Genomic DNA, 26,357 nt, shown 5'->3' with positions numbered 1-26,357 from the left:
GGGTCATTGGGGGGCGCGCGAAGCGCCCGGACTGGGGCGGTGATGAGCGACGGGTGAGTTGTCGGCACTCCAACGCTACCGGCCGGTCGGCGGGGCGGGGAACAGGGGAAACTACCCGATAGTAGGTCTTTCTCGGGCCCCTGGGGCGTGCGTACGGTGCCGGTATGTCGAACACCATGACGTCGCGTGAGCGGCAGGAGCCCGAGTTGACCCTGGCCGAGCTGTGCGGAGACTCCGCACGGATGGCCCCGCACTGGGCGGTTCCGGTGCTGGACACGCCCCGCCCCGTGCCGCCGTCCGCGATCCACGGTGTGGTCGTCCCGGCGGCCTCGGCACGGCTGCTGGACGGGACGGCCGAGTTCGGGGCCTGAGACCCGCACCCCGCCGGACCCCGTACCCCGTTGTGCGGAACCGCTCGCCCGTCCGCTCCGTCCCACCGGTGTCTCCGGTCAAAAGGAGATACGACAGGGGAGTAGGACCGACGAAGGAGCGTTGCGGTGAGTGAGACAGACGAGCCCACAGGCGACAGCCAGGTGGACGTCACCCCCGGCCGGCGGCGTTCGCCGCTCGCCGTCTCCATGATCGCCGCCGCGGTCCTGCTCGCGGGGGGCGGAGGCACGTATCTGGCCGTCGCCGCGGCGGGCGGCGACCGGGGCGAGGCGGCGGGCGGCGCCGGGAACGCGGCCGTCTCGGACAGCCGTGGGGCCGCGCCCCCGCCCTCCGCCACGGACGGCGACGGGATCCGTGAACCGGGGAAACCGGGGATCGCGCCGGGTGAGCCGGATCCGGGCGGTGCGGCGTACCAGGTGCGGGGGACGCTGCCGGACGGACCCGGCAAGGCGTACACGTACCGGCCGAAGGGTTCCGTGGACGCCGACGACGTGGCGCGGCTGGCCCGGCTGCTGGGCGTGGAGGGCACCCCCCGCAAGGAGGCGCTCGGCTGGCGGGTCGGACCGCAGAAGGACGGCACGGGCGCGGTCCTGCGGGTGGACGCCGAGGCCCCGGCGACCTGGTCGTACCACGTGGGCGGCCCGGCGTCCGACGACTGCCCCAAGGGCAAGCGGGCCTGCCCGCCGGACGGCGGGACCCGCAGCGGGCAGCCGGTGAGCGAGGCGGCGGCGAAGAAGGCCGCGGCGCCGGTGCTGAAGGGACTGGGCCTGGAAAAGGCCAGGCTGGACGCCACCCAGGTGACGGACTCGGTCCGGGTGGTGAACGCGGACCCGGTGGTGGCGGGGCTGCCGACGTTCGACTGGTCGACCGGGATCCGGGTCGGCGCGGGCGGCGAGCTGGTCGGCGGCAGCGGACGGCTGCTGGATCCGGTGAAGGGCAGCGAGTACCCGGTGATGAGCGCCGAGGAGGCGGTCCGCGAGCTGAACGACTCGGTCGGGTACCGGAGCCGGATCGGCGGCTGTGCGTCGCCGGTCCCGCACGAGGAGCCGAAGGCCCCGGACGCTCCGCAGGCGCCGGATGTGCCGCGCCCCGGCAGTGAGCCGAACTACCCGGATGTGATGACGGGCACGGGACCCTCCGGCACGGACCCGGCTGTGCCGTGCGAGCCGGGTTCCGGGTCCCCCGTGCCGCCCAAGGAACGGGTGACGATCAGGGGCGCGGCCTTCGGGCTGGCCGGCCAGCTGGAGAAGGGCGCCCCGGCGCTGGTCCCGGCCTGGCTGTTCGACGCCGAGCGGGAGAACGGGGAGCGCTACCGGTTCGCGTACCCGGCGGTGCCGGTGGAGAAGCTGGCGCCGGAGCCGGAACGGCAGAACGGGCACCTGCGGGCCGAGCGGTACGAGGCCGAGGGCCGAACGCTGACGGTGTGGTTCCTGGGCGGGGCGTGCAGCCGGTACACCATGCGCGTCGAGGAGACGGCGACGCAGGTGAAGGTCCGGCTGTACGGCACGCCCGTCGAGCTGCACCGGGCGTGCATCGCCCTCGCGGTAGAACTCAGCGACACGGTGACGCTCAAGGCCCCGCTGGGCGACCGGAAGGTCGTGGACGCGGTGACGGGCGAGCCGGTGCCGCGCGTGTAACCGACGGCGGCGGTCTCCGGGTGTCCCGGGGACCGCCGCCGTCGTGCCGCGCAGAGAGCCGTACGGAGAACTCCGCGTCAGCTGAAGGAGTCGCCGCAGGCGCAGGAGCCCGTCGCGTTCGGGTTGTCGATCGTGAAGCCCTGCTTCTCGATCGTGTCGACGAAGTCGATGGTGGCGCCGCCCAGGTAGGGGGCGCTCATGCGGTCGGTGACGACCTTGACTCCGCCGAAGTCCTTCTCGACGTCCCCGTCGAGCGAGCGCTCGTCGAAGAAGAGCTGGTAGCGCAGGCCGGAGCAGCCGCCGGGCTGGACGGCGACCCGCAGGGCGAGGTCGTCGCGGCCTTCCTGGTCGAGCAGGGCCTTGACCTTGGCCGCGGCGGCGTCCGTCAGGAGGATGCCGTCGCTGACAGTGGTCTTCTCGTCCGATACGGACATCTGCTTCTCTCCCGGGTTGTACGAAGACTGCTTGCCGACGGTCAGGTCAACCGGCGGGGCCGCGGATTCATTCCGGGCCGGGCGTGTGTCTTTGTCCTTGGCCTTTTCATGCTCGCACACCCGGGTCCCGGCAGGCACCGCCGCGCGGAGAGGGGATGTGTCACATCGACACTATGGCCATCGTCAAAGTGACGTGAACCGGATATGATAGATAGCGTCATTTAGACGAAAAGGCGCGGTGTCCCTGTTCGTGCCTGCCACGTGAAGCTCAGTAGAAAGGGTGCGTGACGTGACCACCGCCCAGCCCCTGGACGTCCAGCCGACGCCGCTCGCGCTGCTGCTCCTCGGCCGCGAGGCCGACCCCAAGAGCGAGCGGGGTGTGGAGTGTCCGGGCGACCTGCCCGCACCGTCCGACCCGGACCTGGTGGAGCGCGCCCGCGCGGCCAAGGAGAAGCTCGGCGACAAGGTCTTCGTGCTCGGCCACCACTACCAGCGCGACGAGGTCATCCAGTTCGCGGACGTCACCGGCGACTCCTTCAAGCTCGCCCGGGACGCGGCGGCCCGGCCGGAGGCCGAGTACATCGTCTTCTGCGGCGTCCACTTCATGGCCGAGTCGGCGGACATCCTGACCGGCGACGACCAGAAGGTCGTACTGCCGGACCTGGCGGCGGGCTGCTCGATGGCCGACATGGCGACCGCCGAGCAGGTCGCGGAGTGCTGGGACGTGCTGACGGAGGCGGGCGTCGCGGACGTGACGGTCCCCGTCTCGTACATGAACTCCTCCGCCGACATCAAGGCCTTCACCGGCAAGCACGGCGGCACGATCTGCACCTCCTCGAACGCGCAGCGGGCACTGGACTGGGCCTTCGGGCAGGGCGAGAAGGTCCTGTTCCTGCCCGACCAGCACCTGGGCCGGAACACCGCCGTCCGGGACATGGGCATGTCGCTGGACGACTGCGTGGTCTACAACCCGCACAAGCCGAACGGCGGGCTCACCGCCGAGGAGCTGCGGGCCGCGAAGATGATCCTGTGGCGCGGCCACTGCTCGGTGCACGGCCGGTTCTCGCTGGACTCGGTGAACGAGGTCCGCGAGCGCATCCCCGGCGTGAACGTCCTCGTCCACCCCGAGTGCAGGCACGAGGTCGTGGCGGCCGCGGACCACGTGGGGTCGACCGAGTACATCATCAGGACCCTGGAGGCCGCCCCGGCGGGCTCGAAGTGGGCGATCGGCACGGAACTGAACCTGGTCCGGCGGCTGGCGAATCGTTTCGCCGCCGAGGACAAGGAGATCGTCTTCCTCGACCGCACGGTCTGCTTCTGCTCGACGATGAACCGCATCGACCTGCCGCACCTGGTGTGGGCGCTGGAGTCGCTGGCGGACGGGAAGCTGGTCAACCGCATCGAGGTCGACCGCGAGACGGAGAGCTTCGCGAAGCTGGCGCTGGAGCGGATGCTGGCGCTGCCGTAAGGCACCGACGTGTGCGCCGAGGGGCGCTCCCGGACGTACCGGGAGCGCCCCTCGGCGCGTCATCCGCCCTGAGGACGCACCAGTCCGGACTCGTACGCGATGACGACGAGCTGGGCACGGTCGCGGGCGTTCAGCTTCGCCATGGTGCGGTTGACGTGGGTCTTGACGGTGAGCGGACTGACGGTGAGACGCCCGGCGATCTCGTCGTTGGACAGCCCGGCGGCGACGTGGACGAGGACCTCGCGCTCCCGGCCGGTGAGCGCGGAGAGCCGCTCGGCCCCGGGACTCCCGGCGCCCGTTTCCTCGCCCCGGACCGGGCCCTGAGCGAGGAAACGGGCGATGAGCCCCTTGGTCGCGGCGGGTGACAGCAGGGCGTCCCCGGCCGCGGCGACCCGGATGGCGTTGAGCAGCTCGTCGGGCTCGGCACCCTTGCCGAGGAATCCGGAGGCCCCGGCACGCAGCGACTCGACGACGTACTCGTCGACCTCGAAGGTGGTCAGCATGACCACATGGACCCGGTCGAGGTCCGGGTCGGTCGTGATCATCCGGGTGGCGGAGAGCCCGTCGGTCCCGGGCATCCGGATGTCCATGAGGACGACGTCCGGCCCGGTGCTCCGGGCGAGCGCGAGTGCCTCGGCCCCGTCGGAGGCCTCCCCCACGACCCGCATGTCCGGCTCCGAGTCCACCAGCACCCGGAAGGCGCTCCGGAGCAGCGCCTGGTCGTCGGCCAGCAGCACACGGACGGGGGCGGCGGGCGGGTGGGATGTCATCTGGGGCCTGTCTCCGCTGTTCGGGGGCTGAGGGGCAGGATCGCCTGGACCCGGAAACCGCCGCCGTAGCGGGGGCCCGTGCTGAGGGCGCCGCCCAGGGCGGTGACGCGTTCGCGCATGCCGAGCAGGCCGAGGCCGCCCGGCGTCTCCGACGGCTGCCCGGGGCCGGCGGGTGCGCCGTCGTCCAGGACCGTGACCTCGACTGTGCGGCCGACGTGCAGCACGCTCACCTCCGCCGCGGCCTGCGGACCGGCGTGCTTCCGTACATTGGTGAGGGACTCCTGGATGATCCGGTACACCGCGAGGTCCACCGCCGCGGGGAGCTGGGCTCCCTCGTCCGTACGGGCCAGGGCGACCGGGAGGCCCGCTCTGCGGAAGCCGTCCAGCAGCTCGTCCAGCCGGGCCAGGCCCGGCGCGGGCTCCGTCGGCGCCTCCGGGTCACCGGACTGGCGCAGCAGGCCGACCGTGGCCCGCAGCTCCTCCAGGGCGGAGCGGCCGGCCTCACGGACATGGGCCAGGGCCTCCTTCGCCTGGTCGGGGCGCCGGTCCATGACATGTGCGGCGACCCCGGCCTGGACGTTCACCAGGGCGATGTGATGGGCGACCACGTCGTGCAGGTCGCGTGCGATGCGCAGCCGCTCCTCCGCGACGCGGCGGCGTGCTTCCTCCTCGCGGGTCCGCTCGGCGCGCTCGGCGCGCTCGCGCATGGCGTCCACGAAGGCGCGGCGGCTGCGGACCGCGTCGCCCGCGGCGGCGGCCATGCCGGTCCAGGCGAATACGCCCAGGTTCTGCTGGGAGTACCAGGGGCTGTGGCCGAACAGCATGGTGGCCGCGGTGAGCACCGTCATCGTCGCCAGGCCCACCCGCCGGGTGGTGGGGCGGTCGGTGCGGGACGCGACGGTGTACAGCGCGACGACGGCGCTCATCGCGACGGGGGCGGGCGGGTCCCCGGTCAGGAACTCGGCGACGGTCACCGCGCTGGTGAGGACCAGGACCGGAAGGGGTGCGCGGCGGCGCCGCACGAGGGCGGCGGCGCCCAGCACCATCAGGGCGATGCTGCCCGGGCCGGGAGCCCGGGTACCGAAGCCGGGACCGGCGGCGCTGCCGTGCGGGTCCGCGAAGGAGCCCAGCACCATGGCGGTGAGGACGGCGGCGGCGAGAGCGGTGTCGGCGGCCAGCGGATGGGCACGAGGCCAGGCGCGGGCGCGGCTTCCTGGAGACAGCACGGTTGCGAGGGTACGGCGTCGGGGCACGGCACCTACGGGAGCCGAGGTGCCCGCGGGGCGGCCGCGCAGGGGTGACCCTCCGCGGCCGGGGCCCGGTCAGACCTCGGGGATCAGGCCCGTGTCGGAGAGGAGGGCCTGGACTTCGGCCAAGGTGGCGTCGGGGGAAGGGAGGATCAGTTCGGACGGCTCCAGGGAGTCGTCCGGGAGCGGCTCGCCCAGGGCGCGGACCGTTTCCAGGAGCCGGGCCAGGGTCTGGCGGAAGCCGGGCCCGTCGCCGTTCTCCATCTCCTCCTGCAGCTCGTCGTCGAGCTTGTTGAGCTCGGCGAAGTGGCTGTCGGCCAGCCGAACCTGGCCCTCCCCCATGATCCTTACGATCATGACGCGCCGTCCTTACTGCTTGTCGAACCTCGGGTGCGACTGCTGCTGGGACTGCGGCTCGCCCTGCTGCGTGCCGTTGCCGCCCTCAATAGCCTGCTGCGAGGACGTCCCGCCCGCCAGTTCGGCCTTCATCCGCTGAAGCTCCAGCTCCACGTCCGAACCGCCGGACAGCCGGTCCAGCTCGGCCTGGATGTCGTCGCGCTGGAGCCCGGACTGGTCGTCCAGCGCCCCGGACGCCAGCAGCTCGTCGATCGCGCCCGCGCGCGCCTGGAGCTGGGCGGTCTTGTCCTCGGCCCGCTGGATGGCGACCCCCACATCGCTCATCTCCTCCGAGATACCGGAGAAGGACTCCGCGATCCGGGTCTGGGCCTGCGCGGCCGTGTACGTGGCCTTGATCGTCTCCTTCTTCGTGCGGAAGGCGTCCACCTTGGCCTGGAGCCGCTGCGCCGCCAGCGTCAGCTTCTCCTCCTCGCCCTGGAGTGTCTGGTGCTGTGTCTCCAGGTCGCTGACCTGCTGCTGCAGTGCCGCCCGCCGGCTCAGCGCCTCGCGCGCCAGGTCCTCGCGGCCCAGCGCGAGCGCCTTGCGTCCCTGGTCCTCCAGCTTGGAGGACTGGCTCTGCAACTGGTTCAGCTGAAGCTCCAGACGCTTGCGGGAGGTCGCCACGTCGGCGACGCCGCGCCGCACCTTCTGGAGCAGCTCAAGCTGCTTCTGGTACGAGTAGTCGAGGGTCTCGCGCGGGTCCTCGGCCCGGTCCAGGGCCTTGTTCGCCTTCGCGCGGAAGATCATCCCCATACGCTTCATCACACCGCTCATGGGCTTCGCGCGCCCCCTTCTGACCGAGTCTGCTGCAGCTCTCCGACAGAACCCACAGTACGGGCCCTGCATCCATTACCGCACTGTCCGGACCCCGATGGGCTCCTCCCCAAGAACGACTGGTACCCGTTCCCTCTCCCGCCCAGGGAGTAGATACACCTACGGGGACGCCAGCCGTTGCCGGATCGTTCCCGTCCGGCGTGAGCAGCATGGGCGACACCCCGTACCCTTGGGCTTTGTGTTCCGTAGCCGTTCGAAGGATGAGAAGGCCGCCGCCGACAAGGTGAGCCCGGACCTCTCCAAGCAGCCCCGTGACCCGCAGGCCCGCAAGGGCCGGCCCACCCCGAAACGGAGTGAGGCCCAGTCCCAGCGCCGCCGCGCGGTCAGTCCGCCGCTGGACCGCAAGGAGGCCATGCGCCGCCAGCGGGAGGCGCGCCGCGCCGACCTGGCCCGTCAGCGGGAGGCGCTGGCGAGCGGCGACGAGCGCTATCTGCCCGCCCGGGACCGGGGGCCGGTGCGCCGCTTCGTCCGCGACTTCGTCGACTCGCGCTTCTTCGTCGCGGAGCTGTTCCTGCCTCTCGCCGTCATCATCCTGGTGATGTCGGTGGTCCGGGCCGGCCAGACCCAGTTCATCGCGACACTGCTGTGGCTGGGCGTCATCGTGATGATCGTCGTCGACTCCGTCGGCCTGACGATCCGCCTGAAGAAGCAGCTGAACGAGCGCTTCCCGAACGAGCCGAAGAAGGGCGCCGTGGCGTACGGCCTGATGCGTACGCTCCAGATGCGTCGGCTGCGGCTGCCCAAGCCCCAGGTCAAACGGGGAGAGCGGCCCTGACCAGCGAGTCCGTCGAGAGCGGCCGGGCCGGGTTCGGGGGCGCCGCCGCCGACTGGCTGGACGGGCTCGGCGGGCTGCGCAACACGGTCCGCCAGGAACTCGTCGCCCGGCAGCTCGACGAGCAGATCACGACCCGCTACCCGGTGGGCCAGCGGCTGCGGGTCCTCGACGTCGGCATGGGCCAGGGCACCCAGGCCCTGCGGCTGGCGCGGGCCGGACACACGGTGACCGGCCTGGAGTCCGACCCCGGGATGCTGAAGGCCGCCCGGGAGGCACTGGCCGCCGAGCCCGCGGGCATCCGGGACCGGGTGCGGCTCATCGAGGGCGACGGCCGTGACACCGGGGTGCACTTCCTGCCCGGCAGCTTCGACGTGGTGCTGTGCCACGGTGTGCTCATGTACGTGGAGGAGCCGGACGCGCTGCTCGCCGGACTCGCCCGGATGCTGGCCCCCGGTGGCCTGCTGTCCCTGGTCGTACGGAACGCGGACGCCCTGGCCCTGCGGCCGGGGCTGGCCGGGGACTGGCCGGGTGCTCTGGAGGCGTTCGAGTCGGACCACTACACGAGCCGCCTCGGCCTGCGGGTGCGCGCCGACCGCCTCGGCGCGCTCACCGCCACCCTCGCGGGTATCGCCGCCCCCCTCCAGGCCTGGTACGGGGTCCGCGTGTTCACCGACAGCGTCCCCAACGACCAGGGCCTCCCCCCGGCCGGCGAACTGGAACACCTCCTCGCCGCCGAAGACCGCGCGGGCCGTACCGAGCCCTACCGCCGCGTGGCGGCCCTGCTGCACCTGTGCGGTGTGCGCGGCTAGGGAGCACCCCGGGCGGGCCGTCGCGGCCGCCCCCTGAACGGGGGTGTTCCGGAGGCCGGGTGGGCTGGGGACGGGGATACTCCCCTCATGGACGTCCTCCCCCGGCTGCTGCCGGGAGCACGGGCCGTGGTGTGTGCCGTGGCCGTGGCCGCCCTGGTGGGCGGGTGCTCCGGTGCGCGCTCGGGCGGACCCGCGGGCGCCGGGGCCGGACAGGCCGCGGTGACGGCGAGCGCGCGGGCGGCGGCGCCCCGGCAGGCCGACGACCTGCAGAGCGACTACCAGACCGTCATCAGGAACGTACTGCCCTCGGTCGTGACCATCGAGGCGGGCCGCAGCCTGGGCTCCGGCGTCGTCTACGACGGGCAGGGGCACATCGTGACGAACGCCCATGTCGTGGGTGACTCCTCGGACTTCCGCGTCACCGTCGCGACCCGCGAGCAGCCGCTGACCGCACGGCTGGTGTCCAGCTACCCGGAGCAGGACCTGGCCGTCATCAAGCTGGAGGGCGCCCTGCCGGACGGGGTGCGGCCCGCACGGTTCGGGGACTCCACGCAGGTGGAGGTCGGACAGATCGTGCTGGCCATGGGGTCGCCGCTGGGGCTGTCCGGAAGCGTCACCCAGGGCATAGTGTCCGCCATCGGGCGCACCGTCAGCACGACCCGCACGGACGGGGCTCCGGGCGCGACCATCGGCAACATGGTCCAGACCTCCGCGCCCGTCAACCCCGGCAACAGCGGGGGTGCGCTGGTCAACCTGGACAGCGAGGTCATCGGCATCCCGACGCTCGCGGCGGCCGACCCGGAGCCGGGTGGCGGGCAGGCGTCCGGGATCGGGTTCGCCATCCCCGTGTCGATGGTGCGGACCGTGGCCGACCAGATCGTGGAGTTCGGGGAGGTACGGGACTCGGGACGGGCGGCGCTCGGGATCTCGGGCCGTACCGTGCTGGACGACAGCTACCAGCCCGCCGGGGTGGCGGTGGAGCAGGTCCTGCCGGACGGTGCGGCCGAGGAGGCAGGGCTGCGGGTCGGGGACACCATCACCCGGGTGGGTGACACGGAGATCACGACGATCACGTCACTGCTGGAGGCGCTGGCCTCGCGGCAGCCGGGGGACGAGGTGCCGGTGCGGTTCCTCCGGGAAGGCCGGTCCCGGACGGTGACGGTGACGCTGGGCGAGATGTGAGGGCGCGGGCCCATCGGGGGGCCGGTCCCGGCCCCCCGCACAGCGGGACCGGGGGCTCAGCCCTCCGCGTTCAACGGCATCGGGCCGTAGATCCTGGTGTCGTCCTCGAAGAGGGTGGCCTGGTCGGCGCCGCCGTCCAGGAGGTCGCGCCAGGTCTCGCCGATCCAGGACTCCGCGTCGCCCTGGGTGGTGAACTCCTCCGGGGTGACGGCCGGTTCCACCTCCGTGCCGTCGGACTTCTCGAACCGCCACGTCCACGCCATGTGCGCCTCCCGAGTTCTTCGGTTTCCTGCCCGCAGCGTAGCCGGGCGCGCAGCGTTCGCGGGGGCGCGGGAGGATCAGGGGTGTGGAACTGACTCTGCTCGGCACCGGCACACCCCTCGGGCTCCCCCGTCCCGGCTGTCCCTGCGCCGTGTGCGCACTCGCCAGGGGCGCGGACGCGCGGGCCGCGACCTCACTGCTCGTGGACGGCGCCCTGCTGCTCGACCTCACCCCCGGCGCCGCCCTGGCCGCCGCCCGCGCCGGACGTTCGCTGTCCGGTGTGCGGCAGGTGCTGCTCACCCACCCGCACGACGGGCCGGCCGTGGAGGTCCCGGCCGGGCTGCCCGCCGCCGGACGGGTGCCGGACGGGCGGGAACTCACCCTGATCAGCGGGCACAAGGTGCTGGCGGTGTCCATGGACACACCCGGCACCGGGTACGAGGTCACGTCCCTGGAAGGCGGGCGGCTGCTGTACCTGCCGCGCGGGGCGGCCCCCGCCGGGCTGGGAGCCCCGGCCCGCCCTTACGACACGGTGGTCGTCGACGTGGCCGGGCGGCCCGAGTCTCTGGCGCGGCTGCGGGCGGTGGGCGCGGTCGGGCCGGACACCGACGTCCTGGCCGTACATCTGGATCACGACGTGCCACCGGGGCCGGAGCTGGACCGGCGGCTCGCGGCGGCGGGGGCGCGGGCGGTGCCGGACGGGGCGACGGTGGTGGTGGGCGCGCACCGGGAGCGGAGCCCCGTGCCACGGCGCACGCTGGTCACCGGCGGGGCCAGGTCCGGGAAGTCGCTGGAGGCGGAGCGGCGGCTGGAGGCCTTGCCGGAGGTCGTGTACGTGGCGACGAGCGGCACCAGGGAGGGCGACGCGGAGTGGGCGGACCGGGTGAGCCTCCACCGGGACCGGCGGCCCGGGTCGTGGCGTACGGAGGAGACCTGCGAGCTGGCGCCGCTGCTGCGGGAGGAGGGGCCGCCGCTGCTGATCGACTGTCTGTCGCTGTGGCTGACCGACGCGATGGACCGGGTCGGCGCCTGGGACGACGACACCTGGCGGCACACCGGGGAGAAGGCACTGCGGGAACGGGTGGCCGAGCTGGTCGCGGCGGTCCGCGGTACGTCTCGTACGGTCGTCGCCGTGACGAACGAGGCGGGCAGCGGAGTGGTGCCCGCGACCGCGTCCGGGCGGCGGTTCCGGGACGAGCTGGGGCGGCTCAACGCGGCCTTCGCGGACGAGTGCGAGCAGGTGCTGCTGGTGGTGTCCGGGCAGGTCCTGCGGCTGCGCGGCTGAGCGTCACCCGCGGGCGGTACTGTTCCGCGAATGAGCAGCAGCCTGAATCTCGACGACTTCTCCGACCTCATCGAACGCCCCGACAGCGGCGTCCGCCGGGACGCCGAGGAACGGAGGGAGCGGCTCGCCGTGCGGCCGGGTGCGCTGGGCCGCCTGGACGAGCTGGGCGAGTGGCTGGCGGCGGCCCAGGGGGCGGTGCCGGTGCGTCCGGTCGACAGTCCCAGGGTGGTGCTGTTCGCCGCGGACCACGGGGTCGCGAAGCTGGACGTGTCGGGCCGCCCGGCCGGGACGGCGTACCGGCTGGTGCGGGACGTCCTGGACGGGGCGGGCCCGGTCGCGGTGCTGGCGCGGCGGGCGGGCGTGCCGGTGCGGGTGGTGGACGCCGGGCTGGACTGCGAGCCCGAACTGCTGCCGCAGGACGTCGTACGGCACCGGGTGCGGCGCGGCAGCGGGCGCATCGACGTCGAGGACGCGCTGACTGCGGAGGAGACCGAGCAGGCGGTACGGCTCGGCATGGCGATCGCCGACGAGGAGGCCGACTCCGGCACCGACCTGGTGGTGCTGGGCGATCTGAGCGTCGGCGGCACGACCGTCGCGGCCACGCTGATCGCCGCGCTGTGCGGGACGGACGCCTCGGTGGTGACCGGTCGGGGCGGTGCCGGGATCGACGACCTGGCGTGGATGCGCAAGTGCGCGGCGATCCGGGACGCGCTGCGCCGGGCACGGCCGGTGCTGGGTGATCAGCTGGAGCTGCTGGCGGCGGTCGGCGGGGCGGATGTCGCCGCGATGACCGGGTTCCTGCTCCAGGCCGCGGTGCGGCGGATGCCGGTGGTCCTGGACGGGGTCGTGTCGGCGGCGTGCGCGCTGGTGGCGCAGCGGGCGGCGTTCCGGGCGCCGGACTGGTGGCTGGCGGGCCAGGTGAGCGGGGAGCCCGCGCAGGCGAAGGCGCTGGACCGGATGGCGCTCAACCCGTTGCTGGACCACGGCGTCACTGTGGGGGAAGGAACCGGGGCGCTGCTCGCACTCCCCCTCGTCCAGGCCGCCGCGGCGCTCGCGGCGGAGCTGCCGGAACGGCCTGAGCTGCCGGAACAGCCGGAACTGGACGGGTAGTCGGGCTGCCCCGCATTTTTCGGTGGGTCGGTAGGAGAGGTCCGGTTGGCTGTGCGTGCTGCGGTGCGGGGGTTCGCCCGCCGTGAATGGGGGCCGTTGTACGGGACGGTGCGGGCGGGGCTGACCGCGCGGGGCTGGAGGGCCGTCGCGCTGACGCTGGCCGCGGTGTGTCTGACGGCGCTGCTCCAGTTCGTGCAGAACCAGCCGTGGGGGTACGGGCCGGTGCGGGCCGCCGGGGCGGTGCGGGCCGAGGACCCCCTGTGGCTCGCGCTGCTGCGGACGCCTCTGTCGCTGTTCGTGCCCGCGCTGGACCTGCCGGTGTGGGGGGCCCTGGCGCAGATCCTGGTCGTCTTCGGCATCGCGGAGGTGTGCCTGGGGCGGGCACGGATGCTGCTGATCGCCTACGCGGCGACGCTGGCGGGGACTCTGTACGCGCGGGTCGGCATCGCGCTGGGGCCCGGGCGGGCGCCGCTGGGGCTGCCCGGGTCCGACGCGCTCGTGGTGGACACGGGACCGTCGGCGGCGGTGGTGGGGCTGGCGGTGTTCGTGTGCTGGCGGTACCGGGCGCGGGTGACGGGGTGGCTGGTGGTCGTGGCGATGGTGGTGGAGGTGCTGGTGAAGCCGAACCTGGCCGGGAAGGAGCACCTGGCGGCCATCGCGGGAGTGCTGGCGCTGTGGGGTGTGGCGAGGTTCTGGTCCGCGCGGAAGGCGCCCCTTCCCGAGACCGGGGGTGCCGCCTCCCTGACCCCGGCTCCCCGGGCGCCGGGGCGCCTGGGCCTCAGCCCGTCCGCGCGTCCCCCCTCCGGGGCGTCCTGAGGACGGGCGCGGCAGCCGCCGCAACGGGGCCCGGGGGCGCCGCCCCGTTCGGAAGGAGGCGGCCGGAGAAGAGCCGCCGGCAGGCCCTAGCCCTGTGACGGCTCGTCCGGCGCGCCCAGGACCAGGTCCTGCACCCGCCGCCCCCAGCGCGTCCAGCGCCTGTCGTGGCGGTAGCCCCGCAGGAGCGCGCGGGCCCGGGCACGGGGACGGTGGGCATAGAGGCGGCGGGACCAGAGCGAGCCGGGCCGCGCCAGCCGCACCGCGCCGACGATCGCGAGGGGTGGGACGAGCACCCCGATCAGGCCCAGCCGGAGCTTGCCCTTCAGCAGTGCCACCACCACGAACAGGAAGTTCACGACGAGGGTCACCATCAGCTCCAGCCGGTTCTGCCGCTCCTCCTCCGTCACCTCGTTCACGCCCAGCGGCGCGAACCCGGCCACGACCAGCAGCAGGAGCGCGGCGGTGAGCACCACCACCTCCACGCTCTTGCGCCCCTCCTCCGTCCAGTACACGTCGTCGAGGTGCAGGATCAGGGCGAACTCGTCCAGCACCAGCCCCGCACCCATTCCGAACACGATGGCGAAGAGCATCGCCGCGGCGCCGTACCCTCCCACGGCGACCGCGCCGAAGCCGCCGATCACGGAGAGGACGACCCCGGGAACCACATGGTGGATGTGGAGTCCGCCCGGCGTGACGTTCCGGAACGGCCCCCGTCCCGCCCGGATGAGCCGGGTGATGGTCCGGGTCACGGCGAAGGTGACGACGAAGGATGCCAGCGAGAGCAGCAGCGGCAGCTTCCCGGGCTCCACGATGTTGCGGGTGAACCAGTGGTCCATGCCCTGGAGCCTAGGCTCCGTGCGGACGGTATCCCGGCAGCGACTACCCTGCGGGCGATGAACCACGGCATACGTTTCGCCTTCGGCACGCTCACCGTGCTGCCCGCCCGGGTCACCCGCTGGGACCGCGGGACCGCCCGCGCCGGAATGCTGTGGGCGCCGCTCGCCGGGCTCGTCGTGGGCCTGGCCGCGGCCGGCGCGGGCACGGCCCTGCTGCTGCTGGGCGCGGGGCCACTGCTCGCCGCTGTCGCGTCCGTCGCCGTCCCGGCGCTGCTGACCCGGGGACTGCACCTGGACGGGCTGGCCGACACGGCCGACGGTCTGGGCAGCGGGAAGCCCGCGGGGGACGCGCTGCGGATCATGAAGCAGTCGGACATCGGGCCGTTCGGGGTGATCACCCTCGTACTGGTGCTGTTCGCCCAGGTGGCCGCGCTGTTCCAGCTGTACGGGGACGGGTGGCGGTACGGGGCTGCCGGGGCGGTCCTGGCGGGGGCCGTGGCCCGGCTGGCGCTCACCCTGGCGTCCCGCACCGCTGTCCCGGCGGCCCGCCCCGAGGGACTGGGCGCGGTGGTGGCGGGGACGGTTCCGGGGGGCGCGGCGTTGGCGGTGGCGGGTCTGGTGCTTGTCGCCTGCGCGTCGGCGGGCGGTGCGGTGTCGGGGCCCTGGGGGGCGGTCCGGCACGCGCTGGCGGCGCTGGCGGCGCTGGGCGCGGCGGAGCTGCTGCTGCGGCGGTGCGTGCGGCGGTTGGACGGGGTGACGGGGGACGTGTTCGGGGCTGTGGCGGAGACGGCGACCGTGACGGCGCTGGTCACCCTGACGCTGGGGTGACTGCGGGGCCCCGTCTCCGGACCTCCGGGTTCAGCACGGTCTGCGCCACGAGTCCAGGTCGTACCTCTTCAGTATCGAGCTCATCCCCATCCGCCGGGCCTCCGGGCAGAACGCCCGCGTCGGGAGTTCGTACTCCACGTGGAACACCGCTTTCCCCGCGTCCAGGAACGGCCGGAGCGTGTCGCACTCGTCGTACTGGGCGCACTGCTCGTTGACCGCGAAGTCGAAGTCACCGACGAGTTGCGGGATCTGGTCCAGGTCGTTCTTCAGGCCCACGGACAGGCCCCGTTCGTGGGCGAGGCGGGCGATGAGGCGGTTGTAGCGGAGCTGGTCGGCAGCGGTCAGGGGGAAGCCGGTGTCGTTGGCGTAGCCGTCCATGTTGTCCGGCTCGACCGCGTCGAAGCCCTTGTCGCGGCACATGTCGAGCCGGGCTGCCATGAGCGGTTCGAGGACGTCGGTGCGGCGGATGTCGAGCCAGCGTTCGCCCTCCCAGCCGTTGCCCTTGCCCAGCAGTGTCTTCGGGAACTCGCCGGCGTCGGGGCGGAAGTCCTCCCAGGCGCCGGTCGACAGGTAGCAGATCACCTTGCGGCCCCGGCGGTGCAGGTCGGCCACGGTGGCGGCGGGGTGGTCGAAACCGTCGATGTCGTACACGGGGACGTCCACCGTCGGGTCCAGTTTCCCGCTGAGCTGCCACTGCCAGGGGCCGCCCGGCTCCGGCTGCCAGACCGCCTCCGGGCCGCCGGTGGGGCTCGGGCCGCCGGTCCGGCCGCCGGTGGGGCCCGGCGCCGGGCCGGTGCCGTCCGGGGACGACGTGCAGCCGGCGAGGAGCGCGGCGGCCAGGGCGAGGGCTGTCAGGGCAAGGGAACGTCTCGTCACGAAGCGGGCTCCAGTAGGTGCGGAAGGGTGCCCCACGGGTGTGCCCCGTCGCCGGGTACGGCGCACCGGACGGGGGCGGTGAGCCACGCGTCCGGCGGAGCCGCGTACACCAGGTGGCACTGGCCGGGACCGCCGGGCGGGTCCAGCCGCCGGTAGGTGTGCCAGGGGCCTTCGAACGTGACCAGCAGGTCGGCGAGTTCACTGTACGCGAGGTGCGGGGGCGTCCCGTGGTTGAGGACGAGCGTGGCCGCCCCGGCGGCGCGCGCGGCGACCGCGAGGCGGCCGTAGTGGCCAAGCAGTTCGGGCCCGGTGGCCGCCTGGTCCAGGAACGCGCCGTCCGTGCCGTACCAGTCGCGGTGGCGCAGCAGGTCACGGACGACGTCGGCGTGGGGGCGGCGTCCGTAGGCGGTGTCGGCGTAGCCGAGCACGCGGACGCCCTCGGCGCGCAGCCGGGCGGCGACGGCCGCGAACGCCGGGTCGGGGGCGTCGCCCGGCCCGCTGGCCGGGTTGAGGACGACTCCGTACAGGAGAGGCGCCGCGGCGACGATCGCCGACCACTGCGCGGGGCGGGCTGCGGGGTGCTCGTAGTAGGGCACCAGAAGTGTCATCCGTACGGCTCCTCGGTCCTCGTCAGTAGCGGTGCGCGGTCGCGCGTCCCAGCAGTACGCAGCACAGGACGCCCAGAGCACCCGCCGCCGCGCCCGCCACCACGGCACCCGCCATGCGCGCGTCGCCGGCGCCGGTGGCGAGCAGCAGGGTCCGGGCGCCCGCCGCGGTCAAGCAGACGGCGGCGGCCCACAGCACCGCCCCGAAGGACTGCAGCAGCAGGGCCGTCCACAGCACCGCGCCGATCAGCAGCAGCGCCACCAGCCGTACCCCGCCCGGCGGCGGCGCCCCGGGCATGAGCGCGGTCCCCGCGGCCGTCAGCAGCAGAAGCACCGTCAGATAGCCGGCCAGGCACAGCGCGAGTGTGCCGCCGGCGGCCCGGCGGAACGCGCCGGGGCTGCGGGCGGCCCGCAGTCCGGCGAGGCTCTCGCTGCGGAACCGGTGCAGCAGCCATTCCGCGGGCCCCATCGAGAGGGTGAGCGCGACCGCCGCGGCGAAGTCGGGCGCGGTGCCAGCCGCTCCGGTGGAGCCGGTGCCTGCACCGGGGACAGCCGCGGCGGGACCGTACGCGAGGGCGTCGCCGAAGGCCGTGTAGAGGACGAGCAGCCCGGTGCCGAGGCCGAAGAGCCCGTACGGGAGTGACGCGGTGAGCCGTGGCACGGCGAGCCCGCCGCCCGTCTGCCGCCCGGGCGCGCCCGGCGTGGTCTCCCCGGCGAGGGCGCGGGTGGCGAGGCCGAGCGCCGCGAGCAGCGACAGCAGCAGCAGCGCCACCCGGGCGGCCGTCGGCAGCGGCGTCCACAGCGCGACGAGCGCCCCGGCGGCCAGCGGCAGCAGCGCCCCGAACAGTTCCTTCTCCCGTTCCAGGACGAGCAGGACGGTGGCGGCGGCCAGGTAGAGGGACTGTCCGGCGGCGAACGCGACGGCTCCCCACTGGCCCGGCTGGGCGGCGGCGACGGCTGCGAGCGCACCGAGGAGGGCACCGAGCGGGGCACCGAGGAGCAGCGCGCGGGCGGCGGCGGGGCGGTCCGCGAGGCCGAGCCAGGCGTGGGCGCGGTGGGAGAGGGCCTGGTTCCAGGTCCAGCCGGTGAGGGCGCCGGCGAGGAGGGGCATCGTTCCTGCCGGCAGGCCGAGGGTGCCGGGCGGGCCCGCGAGAAGGGGCGCCCCGAGGACGTACGCGAGTCCGGGAAGCGCGAAGACGAGGCCGCGCAGGACGCAGCCGCCGAGGCGGGTGTGCCAGGGGCCGGCGGACGTACCGGCGGGTTCGGGGTGGCGGCGGGGCACCCGGGCGTAGAGGTCCTCCGCGAGGGCGAAGGAGTTCTCCCGGCCGTAGGTGAGCCGTATGTGGTCGTCCGTCATGCCGTCGGACTCGAGGGCGGCGGCGATCTCGTCGGGGTGGACGGCCTGGGCGATCAGGTCCTCCAGCCGCTCGGTGAGCTCGTCGAGGGGGTCGGCGGCGGCCCAGCCGGGTGCCTGGCGTGCGGGGCGCACCGGTGTGTCGCCGGTGCGGGGCCGGGGCGGGCGCGGGATGCGGGTGAGGGTGTCGCTGTTCTCGGGCGGGGTGAGCCAGAGGGAGCCGCTCATGAGCGGTCACACCGTCCCTTCGGTGGCGAGTTCACGCATCCACGGATCGGTGACGCGGAGCTGGAGTGTCCAGTCGCCGGAGTCCCCGGCTGTCCCCCGGTCCTCGGGGCCGGGGCAGCCCGCGAGTTCGCGGTAGATGCGGCGGAAGCCGTCGACGGAGCGGAGCAGGGTGAACCGCTCGATGACCCGGCGGCGGGCGAGGCGGCCCAGTTCGGCGCGGCGATCGTCGTCCTTGAGGAGGGTGAGGGCGGCCTCGGCCATGACGGCGGGTTCCCGCGGCGGTACGACGAGCCCGGTGTCCCCGACGGCTTCGCGTACGCCGCCGACGTCGGTGGAGACCGTGGCCCGGCCGCAGGACATGGCTTCGATGAGGGAGAAGGGGAAGCCCTCGCTGATGGAGGACAGCATGACGAGGCTTCCGGCGGCGTAGGCGCTCGCGACGTCGCTGACGCGCCCCTCGAAGGTGATGCCGTCGGTGACGCCGAGGTCGGCGGCGGTCTTCTCGAGTTTCGTGCGGTAGTCCGCGTTGCCGTCGGGGACCGGGCCGAAGAGGCGCAGCCGCAGTTCGGGAAGTTCGGCGCGGGCGATGGCGTAGGCGCGGATGAGGGTTTCGAGGTCCTTGATCGGATCGACCCGGCCGCACCAGCTGAGCGTGGGCACCTCGGGTTCGGGGCCGGCCAGCGGGAAGGCATGGGGGTCGACGCCGTTGTAGACCGTGCGGATGCGGTCGGCGGGGGCGCCGCCGCGCTCCTCCCAGCGGCGGTTGTACTGGTTGCACGGGGTGATCAGGTCGGCCTTGCGGTAGCCGAGGGAGTTGAGTTCGCGGTAGAAGCCGAGCATCAGGGCCTTGACGGGCCAGCGTTGGGCTTCCGTGCGGTAGCCGAGGTAGCGCTCGCGCAGGTAGATGCCGTGTTCGGTGAGCAGGAACGGAACGCCGTCGAGCTGCTGGGCGACGAGGGCTGGGAGGGTCGCCAGGCCGCTGGAGACGGCGTGGGCGACGCGGCCGGCGGGAATGCGGGCGGCGAGCGGGCGCAGGGCGTGTTCGAGGAGGTCGGTGGCGGTGAGTGCGTCGTGGACGGTGGGGCGGGCGGCGGCGGTCTCCAGGTGCGGCATGGTCCATATCCACATCAGGGAGCGCAGGGCGGCCTCGGAGCGCAGGGCGCTGGAGAGCCGTCCGCGGCGGGCCAGCGCGGCCAGTCCGTAGAGGCCCTCCGTGAAGTGGGTGCGGGGGGCGGACGGGTCGAGGACCGCGAGGAGGAAGCGTTCGTAGGTGTCGATGAAGCGGCGGCGCTCTCGGCCCAGCAGGGGCAGGGAGTGGCCGGGTGCCGGGCCCCACAGGGGGAAGGCGGTGTGCCGGGAGACGTTGGAGGGGAGCTGCCAGGTGACCGGTTCGCGGCCGCTGCCGGTGAGGGAGAGGACCTGGAAGTCGACTTCGGGCATCCCGCGGACGAGCTGGTCGCACCAGGTGCTGACTCCTCCGTGGACGTGCGGGTAGGTGCCTTCGGTGAGCATGGTGACGTGGCGGCCGCTGCTGGGCATGGTGGTGGTTCCCCCGGGGTGGAGCGGTCGTCGGGCCGTGGTGATGCTGAGATGCAAGGGCATGCCGGTGGTGAGTGGTCCGGACGGTGGTGGACGGGCGCGGTCTGCGGTGCGGTGCCCGCGCGTCAGGCGGCTGCCCGTGCTGGGCAGCCGCCTGACGCGTCGGGATCAGCCGGTGGCAGGCAGCGTGAGGGTGAGCGCGGTCTGGAACGCTCCGGGGGTGTCCCAGGCGGAACGGGCGCCCGCGTAGGGGGTGCCGAAGGCCGTGGAGCCGAGCAGGGCGCTCTTCCGTGTGCCCTCCGGTGCGGTGACGGGCATCGTCACGTCGGCCGGCGCCTTGACGGTGACGGTGTCGCCGATGCGGTAGGCGGTGACCCTGCCGTCCGCGAGGGCCCTGTCCCAGTCGGCGCGGCGCTTCAGCTCCGTGCCGATGTCGCGGTGGCGGGGGTTGACGAGCGGGGTGTTGTCGGCGAAGAGCCCGCGGTAGTCCGCGAGGATCCGGTCGAGGACGGGGTAGAGGATGCGGTCCTCGGCCAGGTTGGACTGGTGGACGTAGTGGGGGCGCGGGTCGCCGGCCAGGACGTGGCTCATGGCGATGCGGGCCTCCTGCGGAACGATGTACGTGCGGTAGCCGGTGGCCGTGTCGAGGGGCGCGTCGAGGCAGGTGGAGGCGGGGTTGGTCTCGCAGACACCGCTGCCGCCGTCGGAGGCGCGGCTGTAGATCCAGTTGTATTCATCGGTCATCTCGGCTTCCGTGCCGACGTTGTAGTACACGTTCATCGGGTGGCGGGGCACGGTGCGGGAGGTGCCGACGGGCCGCTGGTCGGGCTCGCGGGAGTTGTCGCTGCCGATCCAGCGGACGCCGTTGTCCGCGAGGGCCCCGGCGAGGTTCGGGTTGTCCTGGGGCTGCTGCGGGTGGGTGGCGAGGCCGGAGTGCTCGCCGGTGACGAGTTCGGCGCGGTCGACGGGCAGGCCCTTGCGGAGCGCCCAGTAGTGGTTGTCGCGGATCTGGGCGGAGATCTCCGAGCGGCTGACCCAGTCGGTGGTGCCGTCGGGCTTCGTCGCGCACCGCCAGGGGACGGTGGAGGTGTCCTGGACGCAGCCGAGGAACGGGTGGGTGTAGGTGTGGTTGACCCAGCGGTACCGGTTCTTGTCGGCGAGGAGTTGCGTGGCGAGCGGGTCGCTGCCGCCGTGCTCGGCCTTCCACTCCTCCCCCGCCCCCGCGTTGAAGACCATGTCGAGGGTGAAACCGGCGGAGCGCTGCCACAGGGCGGCGTGCTGGGCGTCCGCGGGGGTCATGCGGATGGGGACGGTGCCCTCTCCGTCGCCGCCGACGCAGTCGAAGTCGCCGGGGGTGCAGTTGCGTTCGGTGTCCCAGCGGGAGTCGGGGGCGAAGACGTCGTCGACGTGTACGGAGAAGTGGTAGCGGCTCTGTCCGAGGTGGACGCCCTGGGTGAGCCACTCGACGATGCCGCGGGCCACGGCCCGGAACTGCCGCTGGTGCTGGTTGTAGGCGAAGGTGACGACGAGTTCGCGGCGGCCGTCGTGGGCGTACTCCCCGATGAGGCTGGCGCGTCCGCCGCCCTCGACGGGCATGTCCAGATAGCTGGTGTAGCCCTCGCGGGGGCGGCCCGCGTAGCCGAAGCTCTCGGAGACGCCCGGGTCGTTGTCCTCGAAGGTGAGCGGCCCGTCGAGATAGCGGAAGGGGCCGGAGCGGCCCGCCGTGGTGACGGTGGTCTCGGTGCCGTCGAGGACGCCGGAGTGGCCGCCCTGGTCGGTGTAGTCGAGGCCGACACCCGGATGCGCCCAGGTGTAGGCGTCCACCTGCGGGATCCCGTAGGTCTGTTCGTACGAGACGAGGGCGGCCTGCTCGCTCTCGCTGAGGCCGTAGGGCGCCTCGTCGGGCAGGATCACGCCCTGGTACCTGGCGCGGGGGCGGCCGTCGACCGTGTCGGCGAGGAACCCGGCGGTGAGGACGGGCCGCCCGGCCTCACCGAGGCGGACGCGCTCGTACGGGACGCCGGTGGCGCGCAGTTCGGACATGAGCGCGGCCACGGCGCTGCCTCCGTCGTCGACGACGAGGACGGTGAGGTCGATCCGAGGGGTGACGGCCGGGGCGGCGGTGGCGGTGGCGGCCGGGACGGCGGTGGTGATCAGGGCCGCGGCGGCCAGCACGGCGGCTGATCTCACGGCACGGAACCGGTGGTGGCGCATTGGGTGTTTCCCCCTGACGGGTGCTCCCGCCGCGGAGTTCCGCACCGGGAGGAGCTGTGGAGATGATGCAAACGGGTACGCATCTGCCTCCCGCGATTGAGGGGAGTGTGACGTAGCTCTCAAGATCTGATCAGCCAAACATGAAAGAGACGCCACGTACGAGTGAACGACCGCCCCTCTGAACGAGTCTGGTACGCGCGCGTAGTCTCGTCCCTGGCGCTCCACCCGGACCGTGCCCCGAGGCCCCGGCGCTCCGACCGGCCGAACTACGATGCGGCGGGCCCGGTCGGCCCACCCACCGACCGCTCTACTCAACTCAACGGAAGCGAGATCTCACCACCGTGACTGCTCTCACTCTCAGTACCGCCGGGGCCGCGACTCTGCGCGCGGACGCCCTGGTGGTCGGTGTCGCCAAGCCCGCCGACGGCGGCAAGGGCCTCGTCGTCGCGACCGGCGCCGAGGCCGTGGACACGGCGTTCGACGGAAGGCTCGCCGCCGTCCTGGAGACCCTCGGCGCGTCGGGCGCCGAGGGTGAGGTCACCAAGCTGCCCTCTCCCGACGGCGTGAAGGCCCCGCTCGTGCTGGCCGTCGGCCTCGGCTCCGCCCCGGAGAAGGACGACGTCTTCCCGGCGGAGACGCTGCGCCGCGCCGCCGGTGCCGCAGCCCGTGCCCTGCACGGCTCGAAGAAGGCCGCGTTCGCGCTGCCCGTCGAGTCGGCGGACGGCGCCCAGGCGATCGCCGAGGGCGCGCTGCTCGGCACGTACACCTTCACCGCCTACCAGGAGAAGCCCAAGGGCAAGGACGCCAGGCTGCCGCTGGCCGAGGTGGCGCTGCTCGGCGGCAAGCCGCGCGACAAGGCGTACAAGGCGGCGGCCGAGCGGGCGCGCGTGGTGGCCGAGGAGGTCAACCGGGCCCGCGACCTGATCAACACCCCGCCGAACGACCTGACCCCCGAGGCGTTCGCCGCCGTCGCCACCGCGGCCGGCAAGGAGAGCGGCGTCAAGGTCCAGGTCCTCGACGAGAAGGCGCTCGCCAAGGGCGGCTACGGCGGCATCCTCGGCGTCGGCGCCGGTTCGGAGAACCCGCCGCGGCTGGTGAAGCTGGCCTACACGCACCCGGACGCCGAGAAGACCCTCGCCCTGGTCGGCAAGGGCATCACGTACGACTCCGGCGGCATCTCGCTGAAGCCGGCCGGTCACAACGAGACGATGAAGTGCGACATGAGCGGCGCCGCCGCCGTGTTCTCGGCCGTCGTCGCCGTGGCCCGGCTGGGCCTGCCGGTCAACGTCACCGGCTGGCTGGCGCTCGCCGAGAACATGCCGTCCGGCTCCGCCACCCGCCCGGGTGACGTGCTGCGCATGTACAGCGGCAAGACCGTGGAGGTCCTCAACACGGACGCCGAGGGCCGTCTGGTGCTGGCCGACGCGCTGACCCGCGCCTCGGAGGAGAGCCCGGACGCCATCGTGGACGTCGCGACCCTGACCGGCGCGATGGTGCTGGCGCTCGGCCACCGCATGTTCGGCATCATGGCGAACGACGACGCGTTCCGCACCGCGATCCACGAGATCTCGGAGGAGGCCGGCGAGCAGTCCTGGCCGATGCCGCTCCCGGCGGAGCTGCGCAAGGGCATGGACTCCCCCACCGCCGACATCGCCAACATGGGCGAGCGGATGGGCGGCGGCCTGGTGGCCGGACTGTTCCTCAAGGAGTTCGTGGGCGAGGGCATCACCTGGGCCCACCTGGACATCGCGGGCCCCGCCTTCAACGAGGGCGGCCCTCACGGCTACACCCCGAAGGGCGGCACCGGCTCGGCCGTGCGCACCCTGGTGAAGCTGGCCGAGCGCACCGCCGACGGCGACCTCGCCTGACACCGCGCCCCCGGGGAGGGATGCCGGCCGGGCGACCGGCCGGCAGCTTGGGGGCGCGGCACCGCGGCCGCTTTCGGTGACACGGGTCACGTCGACCGGTCACTTCAGGGGAGAGCGGCCGCACACGCGGGCTTCGCACCGGCGGCCCCGGACCACACCGGTCCGGGGCCGCCGCCGTTCCGTCCGGGTCCCGTCCGGCGGGTTCCGGCCGGGCGGACCTGCGCCGGAGCGGCCCCGTTCGCTCTCGACGAAATCCGTACGTTCGTCCGCAGCCGCGACCTCGGCAGGTGGATCATCCTCCGGGACTTCCCCCGTCTCAGGACATGGCCCCGCGTCCCGTGCCCGGCCGACTAGTGCGAAGATGGGTGACCGGCAGGACAGGGCCCCCACCACAGGGCCGAAACGACAGCGGCCGAACACCAGCCGCCGCGGGTCATCGAGGACCGGCGACCGGCGCACATGCATGGAGGACGTGACGTGGCGAACGACGCCAGCACCGTTTTCGACCTAGTGATCCTCGGCGGTGGTAGTGGCGGCTACGCTGCGGCCCTGCGAGGCGCGCAGCTGGGCCTGGATGTCGCACTGATCGAGAAGAACAAGCTCGGCGGCACCTGCCTGCACAACGGCTGTATCCCCACCAAGGCCCTGCTCCACGCCGGTGAGATCGCGGACCAGGCCCGCGAGGCCGACCAGTTCGGTGTCAAGACGGTCTTCGAGGGCATCGACATCAAGGGCGTCCACAAGTACAAGGACGACGTGATCAGCGGCCTGTACAAGGGCCTGCAGGGTCTGGTCGCCTCCCGCAAGGTGACGTACATCGAGGGCGAGGGCCGGCTCTCCTCCCCGACCTCCGTCGACGTGAACGGCCAGCGTGTCGCGGGCCGCCACGTCCTGCTCGCGACCGGCTCCGTGCCGAAGTCGCTGCCGGGCCTGGAGATCGACGGCAACCGCATCCTGTCCTCGGACCACGCGCTGGTCCTGGACCGGGTCCCCGAGTCCGCGATCATCCTCGGCGGCGGCGTCATCGGCGTCGAGTTCGCCTCCGCCTGGAAGTCCTTCGGCACCGACGTCACGGTCGTCGAGGGCCTCAAGCACCTGGTGCCGGTCGAGGACGAGAACAGCTCCAAGCTCCTTGAGCGCGCCTTCCGCAAGCGCGGCATCAAGTTCAGCCTCGGCACGTTCTTCCAGAGCGCCGAGTACACCGACAGCGGTGTGAAGGTCACCCTGGCGAACGGCAAGACCTTCGAGGCCGAGGTCCTGCTGGTCGCGATCGGCCGCGGCCCGGTCTCCGCCGGTCTCGGCTACGAGGAGCAGGGCGTCGCCATGGACCGCGGCTACGTCCTGGTCGACGAGTACATGCGCACCAACGTGCCGACCGTCTCGGCCGTGGGCGACCTCGTCCCGACGCTCCAGCTCGCGCACGTCGGCTTCGCCGAGGGCATCCTGGTGGCGGAGCGGCTGGCCGGTCTGAACCCGGTGCCGATCGACTACGACGGGGTCCCGCGGGTGACGTACTGCCACCCGGAGGTCGCCTCCGTCGGTATCACCGAGGCCAAGGCCAAGGAGATCTACGGCGCGGACAAGGTCGTCGCGCTCAAGTACAACCTCGCGGGCAACGGCAAGAGCAAGATCCTGAAGACCGCGGGCGAGATCAAGCTCGTCCAGGTCAAGGACGGTGCCGTGGTCGGCGTCCACATGGTCGGTGACCGTATGGGCGAGCAGGTCGGTGAGGCCCAGCTGATCTACAACTGGGAGGCCCTGCCGGCCGAGGTGGCGCAGCTCATCCACGCCCACCCGACGCAGAACGAGGCCCTGGGCGAGGCCCACCTGGCGCTGGCCGGCAAGCCGCTTCACTCCCACGACTGACGCCTCGGTCACCGGGCGCGACCACATACCGCACAGATCTGTTAGGAGCAAGTGAAACCATGCCGGTTTCCGTAACCCTGCCGGCGCTCGGTGAGAGCGTCACCGAGGGCACCGTCACCCGCTGGCTGAAGGCCGAGGGTGAGAAGGTCGAGGCCGACGAGCCGCTGCTCGAGGTCTCCACCGACAAGGTCGACACCGAGATCCCCGCCCCCGCTTCGGGCATCCTCAGCAGCATCAAGGTGGCCGAGGACGAGACCGTCGAGGTCGGCGCCGAGCTGGCCGTCATCGACGACGGTACGGGTGCCCCGGCGGAGGCTCCGGCCCCGGCCGCCGCCGAGGCCGCCGCCCCGGCTCCGGCCGCCGAGGCCGCCGCCCCCGCCCCTGTGGCCGAGGCCCCGGCCGCCGCTCCGGCGGCCGGTGGCGCCGAGGGCACCGACGTCGTGCTGCCCGCGCTGGGCGAGTCGGTCACCGAGGGCACCGTCACCCGCTGGCTGAAGGCCGTGGGCGAGTCCGTCGAGGCCGACGAGCCGCTGCTGGAGGTGTCGACGGACAAGGTCGACACCGAGATCCCCGCCCCGGCCTCCGGCGTGCTGCTGGAGATCACCGTCGGCGAGGACGAGGCCGCCGAGGTCGGCGCCAAGCTGGGCGTCATCGGCGCCGCGGGTGCGGCTCCGGCCGCTGCCCCGGCTCCGGCACCCGCCGCGCCTGCCGCCGCCCCGGCCCCGGCAC

The 26,357-nt window shown here is 73.3% G+C and carries 25 protein-coding genes; 13 read left to right on the top strand and 12 right to left on the bottom strand.

Annotation, left to right across the window (positions count from 1 at the left end):
• Positions 1-164 precede the first annotated feature (164 nt).
• Both I3F58_RS19265 and I3F58_RS19260 read left to right on the top strand, forming a co-directional pair.
• Complete coding sequence (locus tag I3F58_RS19265; protein ID WP_240109876.1) at positions 165-371, top strand: hypothetical protein; 207 nt, start codon at positions 165-167, stop codon at positions 369-371.
• A gap of 126 nt (positions 372-497) precedes the next feature.
• Positions 498-2,027 (top strand): hypothetical protein, encoded by a 1,530-nt coding sequence (locus I3F58_RS19260; protein WP_308355042.1) that lies wholly within the window; start codon positions 498-500, stop codon positions 2,025-2,027.
• 77 nt (positions 2,028-2,104) lie between these two features.
• On the opposite strand, the gene I3F58_RS19255 is transcribed toward I3F58_RS19260, so the two are convergent.
• A complete protein-coding gene (locus I3F58_RS19255; RefSeq protein WP_236240931.1) occupies positions 2,105-2,461 on the bottom strand; it encodes an iron-sulfur cluster assembly accessory protein in 357 nt (118 codons plus the stop codon).
• Between the two features lie 280 nt (positions 2,462-2,741).
• On the opposite strand from I3F58_RS19255, the gene nadA reads away from it, so the two are divergent.
• Entirely contained in the window at positions 2,742-3,929 is a 1,188-nt protein-coding gene (gene nadA / locus I3F58_RS19250; protein ID WP_240109875.1) for a quinolinate synthase NadA, read from the top strand.
• A gap of 59 nt (positions 3,930-3,988) precedes the next feature.
• Here the strand turns inward: nadA and I3F58_RS19245 are convergent, their stop codons facing one another.
• The 4 genes from I3F58_RS19245 to I3F58_RS19230 all read right to left on the bottom strand — a co-directional run bounded on the left by I3F58_RS19245 (position 3,989) and on the right by I3F58_RS19230 (position 7,116).
• On the bottom strand, positions 3,989-4,699 hold the full coding sequence (locus I3F58_RS19245) for a response regulator transcription factor (RefSeq protein WP_240109874.1): 711 nt from the start codon (positions 4,697-4,699) through the stop codon (positions 3,989-3,991).
• The gene (locus tag I3F58_RS19240; protein ID WP_240109873.1) at positions 4,696-5,925 is read right to left on the bottom strand and encodes a sensor histidine kinase; all 1,230 of its coding nucleotides are present in this window, start codon (positions 5,923-5,925) and stop codon (positions 4,696-4,698) included. The genes I3F58_RS19245 and I3F58_RS19240 overlap by 4 nt, the downstream gene beginning before the upstream one ends.
• A 96-nt stretch (positions 5,926-6,021) precedes the next feature.
• Positions 6,022-6,303 carry a hypothetical protein gene (locus I3F58_RS19235; RefSeq protein ID WP_240109872.1) on the bottom strand — a complete coding sequence of 94 codons (282 nt, stop codon included), beginning with the start codon at positions 6,301-6,303 and terminating at the stop codon, positions 6,022-6,024.
• 12 nt (positions 6,304-6,315) lie between these two features.
• On the bottom strand, positions 6,316-7,116 hold the full coding sequence (locus I3F58_RS19230) for a PspA/IM30 family protein (RefSeq protein WP_240109871.1): 801 nt from the start codon (positions 7,114-7,116) through the stop codon (positions 6,316-6,318).
• 238 nt (positions 7,117-7,354) lie between these two features.
• On the opposite strand from I3F58_RS19230, the gene I3F58_RS19225 reads away from it, so the two are divergent.
• The 3 genes from I3F58_RS19225 (at position 7,355) to I3F58_RS19215 (ending at position 9,942) form a co-directional block, all read left to right on the top strand.
• Complete coding sequence (locus I3F58_RS19225; protein ID WP_240109870.1) at positions 7,355-7,951, top strand: DUF3043 domain-containing protein; 597 nt, start codon at positions 7,355-7,357, stop codon at positions 7,949-7,951.
• Positions 7,952-8,007: 56 nt separating this feature from the next.
• The gene (locus I3F58_RS19220) at positions 8,008-8,760 is read left to right on the top strand and encodes a class I SAM-dependent methyltransferase (protein WP_275678698.1); all 753 of its coding nucleotides are present in this window, start codon (positions 8,008-8,010) and stop codon (positions 8,758-8,760) included.
• 87 nt (positions 8,761-8,847) lie between these two features.
• Entirely contained in the window at positions 8,848-9,942 is a 1,095-nt protein-coding gene (locus I3F58_RS19215; RefSeq protein WP_240109868.1) for a S1C family serine protease, read from the top strand.
• Between the two features lie 56 nt (positions 9,943-9,998).
• Here I3F58_RS19215 and I3F58_RS19210 read toward each other — a convergent pair whose 3' ends face one another.
• The gene (locus I3F58_RS19210; RefSeq protein ID WP_240109867.1) at positions 9,999-10,205 is read right to left on the bottom strand and encodes a hypothetical protein; all 207 of its coding nucleotides are present in this window, start codon (positions 10,203-10,205) and stop codon (positions 9,999-10,001) included.
• A gap of 83 nt (positions 10,206-10,288) precedes the next feature.
• Between I3F58_RS19210 and I3F58_RS19205 the strand changes: the two genes are divergently transcribed.
• Genes I3F58_RS19205 through I3F58_RS19195 form a run of 3 tightly spaced genes read left to right on the top strand, consistent with a single transcriptional unit; the run spans position 10,289 to position 13,414 of the window.
• Positions 10,289-11,488: a bifunctional adenosylcobinamide kinase/adenosylcobinamide-phosphate guanylyltransferase gene (locus I3F58_RS19205; protein ID WP_240109866.1), complete on the top strand. Its 1,200-nt coding sequence runs from the start codon at positions 10,289-10,291 to the stop codon at positions 11,486-11,488.
• A gap of 42 nt (positions 11,489-11,530) precedes the next feature.
• Positions 11,531-12,598, top strand: a complete 1,068-nt coding sequence (gene cobT / locus I3F58_RS19200) for a nicotinate-nucleotide--dimethylbenzimidazole phosphoribosyltransferase (RefSeq protein ID WP_240109907.1) — start codon at positions 11,531-11,533, stop codon at positions 12,596-12,598.
• Positions 12,599-12,643: 45 nt separating this feature from the next.
• Positions 12,644-13,414: a hypothetical protein gene (locus I3F58_RS19195; RefSeq protein WP_240109865.1), complete on the top strand. Its 771-nt coding sequence runs from the start codon at positions 12,644-12,646 to the stop codon at positions 13,412-13,414.
• 86 nt (positions 13,415-13,500) lie between these two features.
• Here I3F58_RS19195 and I3F58_RS19190 read toward each other — a convergent pair whose 3' ends face one another.
• Complete coding sequence (locus I3F58_RS19190) at positions 13,501-14,250, bottom strand: hypothetical protein (protein WP_240109864.1); 750 nt, start codon at positions 14,248-14,250, stop codon at positions 13,501-13,503.
• A 57-nt stretch (positions 14,251-14,307) separates the two neighbouring features.
• On the opposite strand from I3F58_RS19190, the gene I3F58_RS19185 reads away from it, so the two are divergent.
• Positions 14,308-15,078 (top strand): adenosylcobinamide-GDP ribazoletransferase, encoded by a 771-nt coding sequence (locus I3F58_RS19185; protein WP_374208001.1) that lies wholly within the window; start codon positions 14,308-14,310, stop codon positions 15,076-15,078.
• 30 nt (positions 15,079-15,108) lie between these two features.
• On the opposite strand, the gene I3F58_RS19180 is transcribed toward I3F58_RS19185, so the two are convergent.
• From I3F58_RS19180 to I3F58_RS19160, 5 genes are all read right to left on the bottom strand, one after another.
• A complete protein-coding gene (locus I3F58_RS19180) occupies positions 15,109-15,954 on the bottom strand; it encodes an endo alpha-1,4 polygalactosaminidase (protein ID WP_240109863.1) in 846 nt (281 codons plus the stop codon).
• A complete protein-coding gene (locus tag I3F58_RS19175; protein WP_240109862.1) occupies positions 15,951-16,562 on the bottom strand; it encodes a spherulation-specific family 4 protein in 612 nt (203 codons plus the stop codon). The genes I3F58_RS19180 and I3F58_RS19175 overlap by 4 nt, the downstream gene beginning before the upstream one ends.
• Positions 16,563-16,584: 22 nt before the next feature.
• On the bottom strand, positions 16,585-18,141 hold the full coding sequence (locus I3F58_RS19170; protein WP_240109861.1) for a hypothetical protein: 1,557 nt from the start codon (positions 18,139-18,141) through the stop codon (positions 16,585-16,587).
• A 6-nt stretch (positions 18,142-18,147) separates the two neighbouring features.
• Positions 18,148-19,680, bottom strand: a complete 1,533-nt coding sequence (gene pelF, locus I3F58_RS19165; protein ID WP_240109860.1) for a GT4 family glycosyltransferase PelF — start codon at positions 19,678-19,680, stop codon at positions 18,148-18,150.
• 168 nt (positions 19,681-19,848) lie between these two features.
• Positions 19,849-21,894, bottom strand: coding sequence for a hypothetical protein (locus I3F58_RS19160; RefSeq protein ID WP_240109859.1), 2,046 nt, complete (start codon positions 21,892-21,894; stop codon positions 19,849-19,851).
• 341 nt (positions 21,895-22,235) lie between these two features.
• Here I3F58_RS19160 and I3F58_RS19155 point away from each other — a divergent pair, with 341 nt between their 5' ends.
• From I3F58_RS19155 to I3F58_RS19145, 3 genes are all read left to right on the top strand, one after another.
• Positions 22,236-23,762 carry a leucyl aminopeptidase gene (locus I3F58_RS19155; protein ID WP_240109858.1) on the top strand — a complete coding sequence of 509 codons (1,527 nt, stop codon included), beginning with the start codon at positions 22,236-22,238 and terminating at the stop codon, positions 23,760-23,762.
• A gap of 477 nt (positions 23,763-24,239) precedes the next feature.
• The gene (lpdA, locus tag I3F58_RS19150; RefSeq protein ID WP_240109857.1) at positions 24,240-25,628 is read left to right on the top strand and encodes a dihydrolipoyl dehydrogenase; all 1,389 of its coding nucleotides are present in this window, start codon (positions 24,240-24,242) and stop codon (positions 25,626-25,628) included.
• Positions 25,629-25,687: 59 nt separating this feature from the next.
• The coding region (locus tag I3F58_RS19145; protein WP_308355041.1) for a biotin/lipoyl-containing protein at positions 25,688-26,357 on the top strand (670 nt) is incomplete at its 3' end.

The sequence above is a fragment of the Streptomyces sp. MUM 203J genome (assembly GCF_022414595.1).
Taxonomy (GTDB): Bacteria; Actinomycetota; Actinomycetes; order Streptomycetales; family Streptomycetaceae; genus Streptomyces.
Note: the sequence above shows the minus strand (reverse complement) of the source record. Positions and strands in the feature narration are given on the sequence as shown.